Here is a 16,247-nt window from a genome sequence, read left to right as displayed (position 1 = left end):
TATCGGTGGAATGCATCATCCATTCCGGCTGGCACTGCCGAAATGGACAAGGGACAGTATCGCGACGTCAATGCGCGTCCACTGCCAGGACCCGTTTCAATCGTGCATGGTCGGGTACCGCTCAAGGTGTTGAGTGAAGCCGGCCGGCAAATGGAGTACGCGACCACACGCGCTGGCGTGTCGCCGAGGCCGGATCCGGGCTACCACTCCAATCGATCGTGTATTGCAAGGAATATTGACATCGAAGCCGGATGTACCAGCTTTAAACGTCACACGGGCGGCAGTCGACGGAATTGAACGAGTTCGGTCGGGGGAATCGCTGAATGCGGATTGGCGATGCCGCGCTTACATCGTACACGCTTCAATTTCGACAAGTGTCCAAGGCGGAAATTTTCATCGAATGCGAATGGACATTCCGTGAATGTGTCGCGTCGTTTCGACAATGAAATACCGGTGTCATCGTCAAATCTTCCTGGATAGTACCGCGCAAACGTTTTCGCCGAAAAAGATTTACCCGTGAACCAATACATGTAATTACGCGGATTTACTCTGGATTACTCGAGACTCGAGTGCCCATGCGAATCGCTGCCATTTAGAGGATTGGCGGCACACATTCGTCGCATGAGATTTCTTCCTGCACGGACTCGAGCGGAATCGCATCCGGATCGAATCGTTTTCATGACCGCCGTGCGGCGGTCGAATGGGGAAATCGGTCTCGGGAGGCACGCGCGGCGCGGCACACGGATGCGCCGCGCCCATATCAAATGCGCGTCTGAATGACTTGCGTCGACCCGACGAAAAGAAGCGCTCAGCGCCCGACCGAATTAGCCACACTACGAAAGATCAGCGGACGCTCATCCTGCCGCCCCGCCCGCCGCGCGAATTGCACCACCTGCTCGACCCGGCCGTGATGCGCAGACTTCGCGCACACCGGATCAGCCTCCGCCGGATCGCCCGCCAGCAGGTACGCCTGGCACCGGCACCCGCCATGATCCGTATGGCGCTCGTCGCAGGTGCGGCACGGGTCCCGCATCCAGCCGTCGCCGCGAAACGCGTTGAACGCGTCGCTGTCGTACCAGATTTCCTTCAACGACCGGTCGCGCACGTTCGGCAACACGAGGCCGGGCAATCCGCGCGCGGCGTGGCACGGCAGCGCGGTGCCGTCCGGTGCGACGCCGAGGAATACCGAGCCCCAGCCGTTCATGCAGGCCTTCGGCCGCTGCTCGAAGTAGTCGGGCACGACGAACAGGATCTTGCATCGTTCGCCGACGAGCTTGCGGTAGCGGTTGACCGTTTCCTCCGCTTCGAGCAGCTGTTCGGCGGTCGGCATCAGCTGGTCGCGATTCAGCATCGCCCAGCCGTAGTACTGCGTATTCGCGAGCTCGAGAAAATCCGCGCCGAGGTCGAGCGCCATCTCGATAATCTGGCCGACGTGCGGCAGGTTGTACCGGTGCAGCACGCAGTTCAGCACCATCGGATAGCCGTGCGCCTTGATCAGCCGTCCGACGTCGCGCTTGAGGTCGAAGGTGCGCGTGCTGGTCAGGAAATCGTTCAGCTCGCGCGTCGAATCCTGCAGCGACAGCTGGATATGATCGAGCCCGGCCGCCTTGAGCCGGTCGATGCGCGTCGCGTTCAGGCCGACGCCCGACGTAATCAGGTTGGTATAGAAACCGAGCGACCGCGCATGCTGGACCAGCACTTCCAGGTCGTCGCGCTGCAGCGGCTCGCCGCCGGAAAAGCCGATCTGCGCGGCGCCGAGCGCGCGCGCGTCGCTGATCACCGTGCGCCATGCGTCGGTATCGAGCTCGGCGCCGTGCGTCGCGAAATCGACCGGGTTGTAGCAGAACGCGCAGTGCAGCGGACAGCGGTACGTGAGTTCGGCCAGCAGCCACAGCGGCGTGGACGGCGGGGTCGGTGCGGGTGTCGTGTCCATGTCAGTCGAGCCAGCCGCGCAGTCGCGCATGATCGAGGAAGCGGTAGACGTCCGACGCGAGGTCCGACGTGCTGAACAGCCGCTCGAGTTCGTCGATGATGTCGTCGAGCTCGCGCGTGCCGTCGCAGCGCGCGAGGATCTCGCCCGCGCTCGGATTGAGCCGGACCATGCCTTCCGGATACAGGAGCACGTACGCATCCTGGGCCGCCTCCCACTGCAGGCGGTACATGCCCCTCAGCGAGGGGCGCAGCGGCACGCCGCTGACGACGTCGTTGGAGTTCATGCGGGGTAGGCCTTTTCAATCGCGTCGAGAATCGACCACAGCACATCCAGCTTGAACGACAGGATGTCGAGCGCGCGCCGTTGCGCGTCCGGTGTCGTGAAATGGTTCAGCGTGACCGCGAGCCCGTGCTCGACGTCGCGCTGCGCGAGCGGCACGCGGCTGCGGAAATACTGCAGCCCGTCCGCCTCGATCCACGGATAGTGGGACGGCCAGCCCGCGAGCCGGTCGAGATGGATCTGCGGTGCGAACATCTCCGTCAGCGACGAGCACACGGCTTCCTGCCATGGCGCACGCCGCGCGAAATTGACGTACGCGTCGACCGCGAACCGCACGCCGGGCAGCACGTGCACGAGCGACCACAGTTCCGCGCGCTCGATGCCGACCGCTTCGCCGAGCCGCGCCCATGCCTCGATCCCGCCTTCCTGGCCGCCGTGACCATCGTGATCGAGGATCCGCTCGACCCACAGCCGGCGCGTCTCGCGGTCCGGGCAATTGGACAGGATCGCCGCGTCCTTCAGCGGAATGCTGATCTGGTAGTAGAAGCGGTTCGCGACCCAGCCGCGGATCTGCTCGGGCGAGCACGCGCCGATATTCAGGCGCCGGTTGAACGGGTGATGGATGTGGTAGCGCGATTCGAGCGCGCGCAGACGCGCCTCGAACTCCTGCGCACTCCAGGGCGTCGCGTGCAGCGCCGCGGCGGGAATCGGTGCGTTCATCGTCAGATCTCGATTTGCATGCCGTCGTGGGCGACCTCGATCCCGTGCTCGCGCAACTGCGCACGCTGCGCGGAACCGGGGTCGAGAATCGGATTCGTGTTGTTGATGTGCGTGAGCACCTTGCGCGTATGCGCGGGCAACGGCCGCAGCCGATCGATCATCCCCGGCTGCGCCGCGTCGCCACACTGCGCGAGATGGCCCATCTCGGCCGCGTGCTTCGACGACAGGCCGAGGTCGATCATTTCCGTGCCGGTCCAGAACGTGCCGTCCACCAGCACGAGATCGGCGTCGCGCATCGCGGCGCGCACGTCGTCGTCGACGTCGGCGAGCCCCGGTGCGTAGAATGCCTGGCGGCCGGTGGCCGTATCTTCGATCAGGAGTGCGATGTTATCGCCGGGAACGGCCGCCGCACGCCGCGGCGAATAAGGCGGCGGCTTGCTGTCGACCGGCACGGCGGTGAAGCGGATGCCGCCGGCGCCGGGAATCGCGAACGGTTCGCCCGGCGCGATCGGGTGGACGTCGACGCCGCAGTAGTGGCCGAGCAGCGGCACGAGCGGCAGCCCCGTCGACAAATCGTCGAGCACGGGCGCGCTCGCGTACAGCGGCAACGGCGACGTGCGCTCGCGCAGCATCAGCAAGCCCGTCACGTGATCGATCTGCGCGTCGCACAGCACGACGGCGACGATCGCACTGTCGCGGATCGCGCGGGCCGGCTGCAGGTCGGGATCGGCACGCAGTTGCGCGAGGATGTCCGGCGACGCGTTCACCAGCACCCAGTCGACGCCGTCGCCGCTGACCGCGATCGACGATTGGGTGCGTGGCACGATGCCGTCGGTGCCGGCACGCGCGCGACGGCAGTTGCCGCAATTGCAGTTCCATTGCGGCAATCCGCCGCCGGCGCCCGAGCCGAGTATCTTGATCTTCATCTGCGTATGCTCCCGGTGCCGCCCGCATCGTGTCCGTCGATGCGGGCGGCACTGCGCGCGTCGATCAGCGGTTGGCGATGTACATCGTGATTTCGAAGCCGAAACGCAGGTCGGTATAAGCCGGCGTGGTCCACTGCATGATGTGTCTCCTTGTTGAGTTGGTGAGTCGATAACAACCGCATCGATCGAGCGGCCGATACCTATTCAGCAAGGAGCATGCCGGGGCGCGATTTGCGTCGCGCGGCGGCGCGCGAGGACATGCGGCAGCCGCCGGGTGGTCACGCCACCGACATTCTTTCTATTTCCATACATCGAAATTTCATCAACCTTTCTCGGACGGTGTGCTGCATGTGTGTCCGATTGAGCAGGTGTTGAATCCTTGAACACCGGGTGTTGCAACCTGACACACCCCTGTGACACTCGCGCCGCCGTCAGCGCTCGTCGGGCTCCAGTGCATCGGGCCCGGCGGCCGGCATCTTGCGGTAGATCGTGTTGCGCGACACGCCAAGCGCGCGTGCGGCGGCCGACACGTTGCCGCCATGGCGCGCGAGCGCGGCCGCAATCGCCGACGCGGCTACGTCCTGCAACCGCGCATCGCAGGCCGCGAACGCGGGCGCGGCGAGCGGCGGCGGCGGCGCGCAGGCACCTTGTGCCGCCGGCCCGTCGTCGCGCCGCACGTCGTCGAAGAAGTCGTCCGGCAAATGCTCGCAGCGGATCTCGCCGTCATCGTCGACCATCGCGGCCGCCGTACGCAACAGATTCGCGAGCTGCCGGAAATTGCCCGGCCACGCGCAGCGCTCGAACAGCGCCATCACGTCGGGCGCGACGCTCAACGGCCGGCGCCCGGGCCCCGACAGCGTTTCCCGTTGCAGCATCTTCTGGACGACCACCGCGAGATCCGTGCGGTCGCGCAGCGGCGGCAGACGCACGACGAGGCCGTTGAGCCGGTAATACAGGTCCTCGCGAAAGCGGTTCTGCGCGATCATGTCGCGCAGGTCGCGGTGCGTCGCGCAGATGATCGCGATGTCGACGCCGATCGCCTTCGTCGAGCCGAGCGGGTTGACGATGCGCTCCTGCAGCACGCGCAGCAGCCGCACCTGCAGCGGGTACGGCATGTCGCCGATTTCGTCGAGAAACAGCGTGCCGCCGTTCGCCTGCAGCAGCTTGCCGGTCGCGCCTTTGCGGCGTGCGCCGGTGAACGCCCCTTCCTCGTAGCCGAACAGCTCGGATTCGATCAGCGTCTCCGGAATCGATGCGCAGTTGACGGCGACGAACGGCCCATCGCGGCGCGGCGAGTCGTTGTGGATCGCCTGTGCGAGCAGCTCCTTGCCGGTGCCGGTCTCGCCGGTGATCAGCACGGGAATGTCCTTGCCGATCACCTTGCGGACCTTCGCGATCACCGCCGCCACCTGCGGATCGCCGGTGTCGAGATAGCTGAGCCGCGACAGGTTCGCCGCGCCTTGTGCAGCGGGCGGCCGCGCGGCCGGCGCGGCGCCGTCGTGCACTTCGGCGGGCCGGCTGCCCTCGGCCCGCATCGCGCGGCGGAACTGCACGCGCGCGCAGACCACCGCGCCGTTGCCGAGATTCAGCGACACGTGCGGCTCGGTGCTTGCGCGCATCCGGTCGATCAGTTGCGCGCTCGTCACGTCGAACAGCGACGCGAGCGTATGCGCGCGCAGCGCGGCGAGCGGCATCCCGAGCTGGAACTGCGCACTGCGGTTGGCCGACAGGAAACGGCCGTCCGCGGTAAACGCGACGATCCCTTCCATCAAGGTGCCGAGGAATTCGGGGCGGCCGTGAAACGACACCTGCAGCGTCTCCTGGAAGGTCGTCGTGAACAGGTGGTTCTCGATCATCTGCACCGACATCTTCGCGAGCGCCATCGTGTGCTGGTGATAGCTGCGGTGGTCGCCCGTCACGTCGAGCACGCCGATCGCGTCGCCGTACGGATCGAGGATCGGCACGCTCGAACAGGTCAGGAAATGATTCGCGGCGAGGAAGTGCTGGTCGCCGTGCACGACCATCGGACACAGCTCCGCGAGCGCGGTGCCGATCGCGTTGGTGCCTTGCCGGTTCTCCGCCCAGTTCGCGCCGGGGCGCAGCGCGACGCGTTCCGCGCGCCGCAGGAAATCGTCGTCGCCGATCGAATGCAGGATCAACCCTTCCGCATCGGTCAGCACGATCATGCTTTGGGTATTGACGATCTGCTCGTGCAGCGTCTCCATCACGGGCATCGCATGCACGCACAGCACGCGGTTCTGCTCGCGCTTGAGCGACAGCGCGGCGCCGGACAGCAGGTCGTAGTCGGGACGTGCCGACGCCTGCAGGCCGAACGTCTCGGACCGCTCATGGGACTTCTGGATCGTCGGCGTCGGCCAGCCGGGCGCATGCGTGGCCCGTGCGTTGGCCGTCGGATGAACGTCATCGCGCATTGTCTCCTCCGGGGATCCTTCCGGTCGGTGCCGGACTGTTTGTCCTGAATCAAGCAAACTTCGGGCCACGGTGGCTATGCTGCTTCAACCGAGCGTCGTATATCGCTGCTTCGATGCGCAATGAAAGCAAGATGCAAGCAAGCGCCCGGCGCTCGCGACGACTGCCGACGTGAGAGGCATTGCTAATGCGAATGCACCCGTCGCCGTTACCGAATGATTCCGATCGTCGTCGCTGGCGCGATTCTGGCTTTGATGTCGGTCAAGCCACGGCCGGTTTGGGCTCCGTGCCGCATCGGTCATTACCCTGATTCCGACACCCCCGACGCCTCGACGGCATGACGCACCGACGCCCTGACGCTCTGATGACATGACGCGCCGACACCCCGACGCCCCGACGCCCCGACGCAATGACGACATGACGCACCGACGCCCCGACGCTCTGACGACATGACGCACCGATCACACCGACCGCGCCGCGCTACTTCCGCCTCCCCGCCCGCGCTGTCTCGCGACGCATGCCGGATCGCGTGGACCGAAGCCGGCAATCCGCTCGGCCAGCCCGTCGTCGTGCTGCACGGCGGCCCCGGCAGCGGCAGTCGACCGGCAGCGGTGCTGCATTTGTTCGATCTGACGCGGACGCGCGTCGTGCTGGTCGACCAGCGCGGCGCGGGCGCGTCGACGCCGCGCGGCGGCCTGCGTCACAACAACACGATGCGGCTGATCAGCGACCTCGACGCGCTGCGCGCGCAGCTCGGCATCGCGCGCTGGGGTGTCGTCGGCGGATCGTGGGGCGCGGCGCTCGCGCTCGCGTATGCGGGACGGCATCCATCGCGCGTGACCGGCGTCGTGCTGCGTGGGTTGTTCCTCACGTCGACGCGCGAAGTGCGCGGCCTGTTCATCGGTGCACGCGCGCTGGCACCTCGGGAATGGCAGCGCCTGACCGCTGCCGCCGGCACGACGCGGGCCGATCGCCTGATCGGCTGCTGCGCGCGGCGTCTGCAGCCGGGCGCCGGCGCGGCGCGGCAACGCGCGGTCGCGCTCGCGTGGAGCGCGTATGAAGACGCGATCCTGACCGGGCGCCCGGTACGCGGGGCGCGCCGGAACCAACGCTCCGTCGACCGGCTGATCGACAAATACCGGATCCAGGCGCATTACCTGCAACGTGCGTGCTGGCTCGGCGAGCGCCGGCTGCTCGCGCTGGCGCGAGAGGCCGCAGACGCCGGCGTGCCGTTGCATGCGGTGCACGGCACGCGCGACCGCGTATGCCCGGTCGACAACGTCGACCGTCTCGGGCGCGCCGTGCCGGCCGCCATCGTCGAACGCGTGCAGGCCGGGCATTTAGCGAGCGACGCTGCGCTCGCGCATGGCGTCGCGCGCGCTGTGCGTGAAATGCTAACCGCCGCCGCGGACGCACCACCGCATGCCGGATCGCCCGCTCAGTCCCATGCATAGCGCGCGCCGGACGACGAAGCGGCGCTCCGACGCATCGGTCTCCTTCATCTCCATGTCGCCTCTCGCCACTTATTTATGTCGTTATCCGTAACGACTCATGGACGGCAATCGATGCTGCTTTGATCGGCTGGAGCTGTGGGCGGCAGCGGAACGGTCATCGCACTGTGTCACCGCGCGCGATCATTTGAGTTCGCCAGCGGCAACAAGCATGCGGCCGACCGCACTGCCCGGCCAGCGCCATGCGGCCGCTGCCAGGCAGCATCGCGCGCCTCTTGCTGTCCGTGTCACCGCAGTCGCACCTGTGTCGATCTGGATCAGTGACGCGGCAACCCGATCGCCACGCACGCCTCGCGTGCACGGCCCAGAGCTGCCGGTAGCGTGCGCATCGTCGCCGGCACAACACCATGCGCGAACCCTGCGCTCCGTCCATGGCGATCGCGAGCTTTGCGCCGCGCATTCACGCTTCCAAAGACCTCACCAAACGAACACGCTCCACCGCACGCGATGCACCCGCACCCCCATCAACCCACTGTCATGTTTCGCAACACTCCGCCCGCGACTGTCCCCGAACGCAACACTCGCGGATCGCCCGCGCTGCGCCGCATGCGTCGCGACCACGCGCCCAATCGGCCGCTACGCCTTGCGTGGCAACGCTTCCGCCGCAATGGCATGCGATTTGCGTGACTGGCTGCGCACTGGACCCGGATCCCCACCCTTGCCGGCCCGGCCATGAGTTGGCCGCGGTGCGACCACAATGACTCAGGAGACAACCATGAAAAAACTCTCGGCTTCGACGCGCCGACTGGCAACGATCGGAATCGCGGCAGCCGTCGCCATCGCCTTGAATCCCGGCCTCGTGGACGCCGCCGCCGATTATCCGGCCGTCACGTACCAGCGCCTCACGGACGCGCAACGCGATCCCGGCTGGCTCACCTACTACCGCACGTACAACGGCCAGTCGCATTCGCCGCTCAAGCAGATCGATCCGTCGAACGTGAAGCAGCTCACGCAGGCGTGGAGCTACAAGTTTCCGGCCCAGTTGAAGCAGGGTTTCGAAGCCACGCCGATCGTCAACGGCCGCTACCTGTTCGTGACGACGCCGAAGGACAACGTATACGCGTTCGACGCGGCCACCGGCGCGCAGCTGTGGAAATACGAACCGAAGCTCGGCGCGGAATCGTTCAAGACGGCCTGCTGCGACGTGGTGAACCGCGGCGTCGCGCTGTACGGCAAGAACGTCTACGTCGCGATGCTGAGCGGCGAAGTGGCCGCGCTCGATGCGCAGACCGGCGCGCTCGTGTGGAAGAAGCAGATGTTCGAGCCGGGCCTCGGCTACTCGTTCTCGCTCGCGCCGCTCGCGATCGACGGTGCAATCGTGGTCGGCAGCTCGGGCGGCGAGTACGGCGCGCGCGGCTTCATCGCCGCGTTGAGCCCGAACGACGGCGCGCTGCTGTGGAAGCGCTACACGATCCCCGGCCAAGGCGAGAAGCACGCCGATACCTGGCCCGACGGCATGCAGGCGCACGGCGGCGCACCGGCCTGGCTGACCGGCACCTACGACGCGGCGACGCGCACGCTGTACTGGGGCGTCGGCAACCCGGGGCCGTGGCTCGCGGACCTGCGCCCGGGCGACAACCTGTACTCCGATTCGCTGCTCGCGCTGGACCCGAAGAACGGCGACCTCAAGTGGCACTACCAGTACACGAAGCACGACACCTGGGACTACGACGGCGTCAACACGCCGGTGCTCGCGACGATCAAGTACAAGGGCAAGGAACACGACGCGATCATCCACGCGGACCGCAACGGCTACTTCCACGCGATCGATCGCGACACCGGCAAGCTGATCTACGCGGAACCGTTCGTGAAGGCGACGTCGGTCACCGGCTACACGGAAGACGGCGCGCCGATCCAGGATCCCGCGAAGTATCCGAAGGTCGGCACGACGATCGACACGTGCCCGAGCTTCCTCGGCGGCAAGAACTGGTGGTCGGTGTCGTACGACCCGCAACGCCATCTCGCGATCGTGCCGTCACTGCATGCGTGCATGAGCCTGTCGGGCAAGTCGGTCAACTATATGGAAGGGCTGCCGTATCTCGGCGAAGGCTTCGAGATCAAGCCCGAGCCGGGCAGCGAAGGCTACGGCGAACTCCAGGCGATCGACGTGAACACCGGCAAGAAGGTATGGAGCCACTGGAGCAAGCTGCCGTGGAACGGCGGCGTCGCGACGACCGCAAGCGGCCTCGCGTTCAGCGGCTCGCTCGACGGCCACCTGTACGCATTCGACGTGTCGACCGGCAAGGTGCTGTGGGAAAGCCCGAAGCTGGCGAGCGGGATCATCGCGCAGCCGTCGGTGTTTGAAGTCGATGGCAAGGAGTACGTAGCGGTACTGGCCGGCTACGGCGGCGCGAACCCGATCTGGGGCGGCCCGATGGCCAAGGCGGCGGACGACGTGCCGCGCGGCGGCACGCTGTACGTGTTCGCCCTCGACCGCGGCTGATCTCCACCCGGCCAACCGTATTGCGCCCGCGCCGACGGCGCGGGTGCCTCCCCCGTTTCCAACCGAGCGACGATCATGAACCTTCCACTTTCCCGTCTCGCCGTGGCCTGTGCGCTCGCGGCAGGCACGGCGCTGCTCCCGGTGCCGTCCACGGCCGCGACGCCGGTGCGCGTCTGCTCGCTGCCCGGCACGCCGACGGCCGCGCTCGACAAGGCCATCGCCCGTGACGTGTTCCGCGCGGCCGGCATCGCCGCCACCTTCTCCGCGCACGACGCGGGCGGCAGCGACGACGACGGCGTGTCCGCGCACGAACTCGCCGGCATGCTCGAACGTGATTGCGACGTGCTCGCCGGCTTCCCGCGCTCGGCGATCGCCGATGCATCCGATACGAAGCTGCTGTTCTCGCAGGGCTACCTGCGCTCGGGCTACGTGAGCGTCACGCGCCGCGACGCCGGCACGCCGACGGCCGGCCGCGAAATCGTCGCGGCCACCTACGCGAGCCCCGCGCAGCTGATCGCGGTCCAGCAGAAGGACGCGCGCTTCGATCTCGAGAACACGTCCGAGCAAACCGTCGACGCGGTCGCCCGCGGCCGCGCGCATCGCGCGATCGTCTGGTATCCGGCGGTCGTCGCGTATCAGGCCGCGCATCCGAAGCAGGCGTTCCGCATCGGTGCGACGTCGTCGCCGTATGCCGAGTGGCAACTCACGTTCGCGTTCGCACCGCGCTCGGCCGCGCTGCAGCAGCGCATCGACGCGGCCCTCACGCAGATGAAGAACAACGGCCGGCTCGCCGCGCTGACCCGCAAGTGGGCGCTGCCCGGCAGCGCGCTCGAAGCGCACGAGTCGCATGAATCGCGCACGCCGGCGCGCTTCCTCGACGGCGCGACGGCCGCCGGCGGCCGTCAATCGGGCGGCCTCCTGCGGGCGCGCAACGCAACTGCCGGCGGCGGCTTCATCCGCGTCGCCGCGGGCGGCGGCGACCCCGCACCCGCGTTCGACGCCGCACAGGCCGCGCACGGCAAGGAACTCTACGGCAACGCATGTGCGAAGTGCCACGGCGCCGACCTCGAAGGCAACACCGCGCCCGCGTTGAGCGGCACGTCGTTCGCACCGCTGTCGCATTCGCACCTGACGATCGGCGGCGTGTTCGGCTACATGGCGACCAACATGCCGGCCGACCAGCCCGGCAAGCTCAAGGATGAGGACTACGCGGACCTGATGGCCTTCCTGCTCGCGTCGAACGGCTATATCGCCAGCAAGAACAAGCTGACGGCCGATGCCGCACGCGCGTCGACCGCGCCGCTCATCGCCGGCCCGGCTGCACACAAGGACGCGAACGCAAGCCAGTAACACCGGGCAAGCGGCTTCGCCACGCGATGCGGGCCGCGCCCTTCCCCACGATTTCATCTCGACCAGGACACGACCGTGACGCACTCCACCTCCCGCAGAACTTTCATCGTCAACACCATCGGCCTGTGCGCCGCGCTCGCCGCCGGGCGCACCGCCTATGCGGCGCCGCCGCTCGTCGACGAGAACGACCCCACCGCGAAGACGCTCGGCTATCGCGCGCATGCGTCCAGCGTCGACCCCGCGCAGTTCCCGAAATACCAGGCCGGCCAGCGCTGCTCGAACTGCCGCTTCTACAAGGGCGAAGCGGCCGATGCGAGCGGCACGTGCCCGATGTTCGGCGGCAAGTCGGTCGCAGCGGACGGCTGGTGCAACGTGTATGCGAAGCGCGCGTGACGCGGCGCGCGACGGGATGCCGGCGCGGCACGCGGTGGTGCCCACGGCCGGCCGCGACGACGGCGCAGCGCCGCACGCCGTCGCGCACCTCCACGCACTGATCGCGACCGGCCTGTCGCGCGGCTTCGTCACGCGCGGCGACATCATCGACGGGCTACCCGACGATGATGCGAATGACAGCGGCGTCGATGCGGTTGCGGCGGTGCTCGGCGAACTCGGCATCGCGGTGTCCGACAGCGCCGATACCGCGAGCGGCTGGACCCTCGAGCGCTACTTCCGGCCCGCGCCGCCCGCGCGCGCATGGGCCGACGGCGCCGGCGCGCTCGCCGCGGCCGACCTGCTCGCGCCGCGCACGACCGATCCGGTCCGGCTGTATCTGCGCGAGATGGGCACGACGCCGCTCCTCACGCGCGACGAGGAGTTCGCGTATGCGCGACGGATCGAGCGTGGCCGCGCCGCGTCGGCCGCGGTGCTGTGCGGCGATCCAGATGCGCTCGACGCGCTCGTGTCGATTCGCGTCGAGATCGCGCAATGCCGGACCGCCGCGTCGACCTATGTGATCTTTCTCGACGACGGCCCGCGCGACGACACATCGGCCGATCACGCCGAGGCGGGCACGTCGGCCACCGCCACCGGCGAACCCGCGCGCGACGACGATACGCAGACGGAAGATTCGGCCTGGCGCGACGCGGTGGTGGCGCGGCTCGCACGCATCGATGCACTTGCGCACGGCATGCGCGCGGCACTGGCGTCCGGTGGCAGCGCTTGCGCCGCGTATCGCTCGGACGTACGCGACGCCGCGGCACTGCTCCGCACCTTGGGCTTGTCCGCCCGCGCGCTCGAACGGATGAGCGAGCCGCTGCGCGGCCGCGCACGCCGGCACCGCGCGTTGCGCGGCCGACTGGAGCGGATGCTGGCCGACGTCGGCATCCCGCCGTCGTTCGCACACGCGGCCGACGACGATCACGCCGGCTGGCTCGCGTCATGCATCGCCGCACACCCGGCCTGCGCGTCGACGCTGACGAGACGCGCGGCCGAGTTCGTCGATGCACGCGACGCGATCCTGCGCGCGGCCCCCGCATCGGAACTGCCGCCCGGCGCGACCGCGTCGCTCGATGCACGGCTCGGCGCGATCGAACGCGCGATGCAGCCGGCGAAGGCGGGTTTGTTCGATGCGAACCTGCGGCTCGTCGTGTCGATCGCGAAGCGATATCCGGATCGCGGCCTGCCGTTCGCGGACCTGATCCAGGAAGGCAACATCGGACTGTTGAAGGCGATCGAGCGCTACGACCACCGGCGCGGTTTCCGGTTCTCGACTTACGCGACCTGGTGGATCCGGCAGGCGATCACGCATGCACTCGCCGACCTCGGCCGCACGATCCGCGTGCCGACGCATACGGTCGACGCGCTGAACAAGCTGTCGCGGCTCGCGCGCGAGCACCGGCAGCGCGCGGGCACGGCGGCGACGCCGGCCGAACTGGCCGTCCACATGGGCGAGCCGGTCGACAAGGTGCGCGAGCTGATGGCCATCGTGAAGGAACCGGTGTCGGCCGACGTGCCGGTCTCGCCGGAAGGCGACATGACGTTCGCCGACGTCGCGCCGGACACGACGACGCCCTCTCCCGAAGACGCGGCCGGCGCCACGCAGTTGCGCCGCACGATCGCTGCCGTGATCGACCGGCTGCCGCCGCGCGAGGCGATGGTCCTCAAGCTGCGCTATGGGCTGCACACGGACGAAGGCTGCTCGCTGCGCGACATCGGCCGCCAGCTGAACCTGTCCGCGGAACGCGTGCGGCAGATCGAGGCGTCGGCGCTCGCCCGCCTTCGAGCGTCCGACACGCTCGGCCTGCTCCGGTCGTTCGTCGCGTAGTACTCGGCGGCATCGCGGGCGGCACTCGTCGCTAATCGCACGCCGTGTTGACGCCTGCAACACGTCTGCTGCATTTCGACGCAAGCGGAAAGCCGGCAGGTACACCGACCACATCATCTGTCTCATTGCTCTGCACTGCAGACTGATTAGTGAAACAGCATGGCACCGCGCACACACGCCATTCCGGCCGAATATCCGCGCGATTGGCATGCAAGTTGCGTTTCAACCGGCAGGCCACACACTACGATTTCCATGGAGAACACCTTGACCGCCATCGTATCGATCCTTCAGGAACGCCGGATCTTCGAACCGACGGCCGACACGCGCGAGCGCGCGACCATTTCCGGCATGCCGGCCTACCAGGCGCTCGCCGCCGAAGCCGAGCGCGATTACGAGAGCTTCTGGGCGCGGCTCGCCCGCGAAGGCCTGTCGTGGCACAAGCCGTTCACGAAGGTGCTCGACGAGAGCGACGCACCGTTCTACAAGTGGTTCGACGACGGCGAACTCAACGCGTCGTACAACTGCCTCGACCGTCACGTCGAAGCCGGCAACGGCGAGCGCGTCGCGGTGATCTTCGAGGCCGACGACGGCACCGTCACGCGCGTCACCTACGCCGATCTCCTCGCACGCGTGTCGCGCTTCGCGAATGCGCTGAAGAAACGCGGGATCGCGAAGGGCGATCGCGTCGTCATCTACATGCCGATGTCGATCGAGGGCATCGTCGCGATGCAGGCCTGTGCGCGCATCGGGGCGACGCACTCGGTCGTGTTCGGCGGCTTCTCCGCGAAATCGCTGAACGAGCGGCTCGTCGACGTCGGCGCGGTCGCGCTGATCACCGCCGACGAGCAGGCGCGCGGCGGCAAGACGCTGCCGCTCAAGAGCATCGCCGATGAAGCGATCGCGATGGGCGGCTGCGAAGCGGTGAAGAGCGTGATCGTCTATCGCCGCACCGGCGGCAAGGTCGACTGGCACGCCGGGCGCGACCTGTGGATGCACGAACTCGCCCACGCCGAGTCCGACACGTGCGCGCCGGAATGGGTCGGCGCCGAGCATCCGCTGTTCATCCTGTATACATCGGGCTCGACCGGCAAGCCGAAAGGCGTGCAGCACAGCACCGGCGGCTACCTGCTGTGGGCCGCGCAGACGATGAAGTGGACCTTCGACTGGAAGCCCACCGACGTGTTCTGGTGCACGGCCGACATCGGCTGGGTCACGGGCCATACGTACATCACGTACGGCCCGCTTGCGTGCGGCGGCACGCAGGTCGTGTTCGAGGGCGTGCCGACCTATCCGGACGCCGGGCGCTTCTGGAAGATGATCGGCGATCACAAGGTCACCGTGTTCTACACCGCGCCGACCGCGATCCGCTCGCTGATCAAGGCCGCCGAAGCCGACGACAAGGTCCACCCGAAGAGCTACGACCTGTCGAGCCTGCGCATCATCGGCACGGTCGGCGAGCCGATCAATCCGGAAGCGTGGATGTGGTACCACAAGCACGTCGGCCAGGAGCGCTGCCCGATCGTCGACACGTGGTGGCAGACCGAAACCGGCGGCCACATGATCACGCCGCTGCCGGGCGCGACGCCGACGGTGCCGGGTTCGTGCACGCTGCCGCTGCCGGGGATCATGGCCGCGGTGGTCGACGAGACCGGCCAGGACGTGCCGAACGGGCAAGGCGGGATCCTGGTCGTCAAGCGGCCGTGGCCGGCGATGATCCGCACGATCTGGGGCGACCCGGAGCGGTTCAAGAAAAGCTACTACCCGGAGGAACTCGGCGGCCGGCTGTATCTCGCCGGCGACGGCACGGTGCGCGACAAGGACACCGGCTACTTCACGATCATGGGCCGCATCGACGACGTGCTGAACGTGTCGGGCCACCGGCTCGGCACGATGGAGATCGAGTCGGCGCTGGTCTCGCACGAGCTGGTGGCAGAAGCGGCGGTGGTCGGCCGTCCGGACGACACGACGGGCGAGGCGGTGGTCGCGTTCGTGGTGCTGAAGCGTTCGCGCCCGGAAGGCGAGGAAGCGGCGGCGCTCGCGAAGACTTTGCGCGACTGGGTCGGCAAGCAGATCGGGCCGATCGCGAAGCCGAAGGACATCCGCTTCGGCGACAACCTGCCGAAGACGCGCTCGGGCAAGATCATGCGACGCCTGCTGCGCTCGCTCGCGAAGGGCGAGGCGATCACGCAGGACACGTCCACGCTCGAGAACCCGGCGATCCTCGATCAGCTCGGCCAGTCGCTCTGAATCACGAGGGCGGCACCGGCCGCCCTGCCCGACTTCCTCGACGCACGCGCGTTCCGGCGCCCATCCGGGCCATGAACGCGTCGCGCGCGGCCGACACCCGGCGGCGCACGTGCGTCCCGCCGCGCCCCACCCAGCGTGCGCGGCC

The 16,247-nt window shown here is 67.9% G+C and carries 12 protein-coding genes; 6 read left to right on the top strand and 6 right to left on the bottom strand.

Annotated features, from left to right (window positions below; all coding sequences use genetic code 11):
• Positions 1-808 precede the first annotated feature (808 nt).
• The 6 genes from pqqE to BAMB_RS30730 all read right to left on the bottom strand — a co-directional run bounded on the left by pqqE (position 809) and on the right by BAMB_RS30730 (position 6,290).
• Positions 809-1,933 (bottom strand): pyrroloquinoline quinone biosynthesis protein PqqE, encoded by a 1,125-nt coding sequence (gene pqqE, locus BAMB_RS30750; RefSeq protein ID WP_011661043.1) that lies wholly within the window; start codon positions 1,931-1,933, stop codon positions 809-811.
• A 1-nt stretch (position 1,934) separates the two neighbouring features.
• On the bottom strand, positions 1,935-2,216 hold the full coding sequence (gene pqqD, locus BAMB_RS30745; RefSeq protein ID WP_012372245.1) for a pyrroloquinoline quinone biosynthesis peptide chaperone PqqD: 282 nt from the start codon (positions 2,214-2,216) through the stop codon (positions 1,935-1,937).
• Entirely contained in the window at positions 2,213-2,932 is a 720-nt protein-coding gene (gene pqqC, locus BAMB_RS30740) for a pyrroloquinoline-quinone synthase PqqC (RefSeq protein WP_011661041.1), read from the bottom strand. Before pqqC ends, pqqD begins: the two co-directional genes overlap by 4 nt.
• 2 nt (positions 2,933-2,934) lie before the next feature.
• Complete coding sequence (gene pqqB / locus BAMB_RS30735) at positions 2,935-3,858, bottom strand: pyrroloquinoline quinone biosynthesis protein PqqB (RefSeq protein WP_011661040.1); 924 nt, start codon at positions 3,856-3,858, stop codon at positions 2,935-2,937.
• Positions 3,859-3,922: 64 nt separating this feature from the next.
• Positions 3,923-3,997: a pyrroloquinoline quinone precursor peptide PqqA gene (gene pqqA, locus BAMB_RS34710; RefSeq protein ID WP_006410019.1), complete on the bottom strand. Its 75-nt coding sequence runs from the start codon at positions 3,995-3,997 to the stop codon at positions 3,923-3,925.
• A gap of 292 nt (positions 3,998-4,289) precedes the next feature.
• On the bottom strand, positions 4,290-6,290 hold the full coding sequence (locus BAMB_RS30730) for a sigma-54-dependent Fis family transcriptional regulator (protein ID WP_011661039.1): 2,001 nt from the start codon (positions 6,288-6,290) through the stop codon (positions 4,290-4,292).
• Between the two features lie 447 nt (positions 6,291-6,737).
• Between BAMB_RS30730 and BAMB_RS30725 the strand changes: the two genes are divergently transcribed.
• From BAMB_RS30725 to acs, 6 genes are all read left to right on the top strand, one after another.
• The gene (locus BAMB_RS30725; protein WP_011661038.1) at positions 6,738-7,742 is read left to right on the top strand and encodes an alpha/beta fold hydrolase; all 1,005 of its coding nucleotides are present in this window, start codon (positions 6,738-6,740) and stop codon (positions 7,740-7,742) included.
• Between the two features lie 772 nt (positions 7,743-8,514).
• On the top strand, positions 8,515-10,242 hold the full coding sequence (locus BAMB_RS30720; RefSeq protein ID WP_011661037.1) for a methanol/ethanol family PQQ-dependent dehydrogenase: 1,728 nt from the start codon (positions 8,515-8,517) through the stop codon (positions 10,240-10,242).
• A gap of 75 nt (positions 10,243-10,317) precedes the next feature.
• Entirely contained in the window at positions 10,318-11,592 is a 1,275-nt protein-coding gene (locus BAMB_RS30715) for a c-type cytochrome (RefSeq protein WP_011661036.1), read from the top strand.
• Between the two features lie 75 nt (positions 11,593-11,667).
• Entirely contained in the window at positions 11,668-11,985 is a 318-nt protein-coding gene (locus tag BAMB_RS30710) for a high-potential iron-sulfur protein (protein WP_011661035.1), read from the top strand.
• A gap of 16 nt (positions 11,986-12,001) precedes the next feature.
• Entirely contained in the window at positions 12,002-13,855 is a 1,854-nt protein-coding gene (locus tag BAMB_RS30705) for a sigma-70 family RNA polymerase sigma factor (protein ID WP_011661034.1), read from the top strand.
• A 252-nt stretch (positions 13,856-14,107) separates the two neighbouring features.
• Positions 14,108-16,102: an acetate--CoA ligase gene (acs, locus tag BAMB_RS30700; RefSeq protein WP_011661033.1), complete on the top strand. Its 1,995-nt coding sequence runs from the start codon at positions 14,108-14,110 to the stop codon at positions 16,100-16,102.
• The last annotated feature ends 145 nt before the right edge of the window (positions 16,103-16,247 follow it).

Origin of the sequence: Burkholderia ambifaria AMMD (assembly GCF_000203915.1) — a bacterium.
Taxonomy (GTDB): domain Bacteria; phylum Pseudomonadota; class Gammaproteobacteria; order Burkholderiales; family Burkholderiaceae; genus Burkholderia; species Burkholderia ambifaria.
This window is presented reverse-complemented; position numbering and strand designations above follow the sequence as displayed.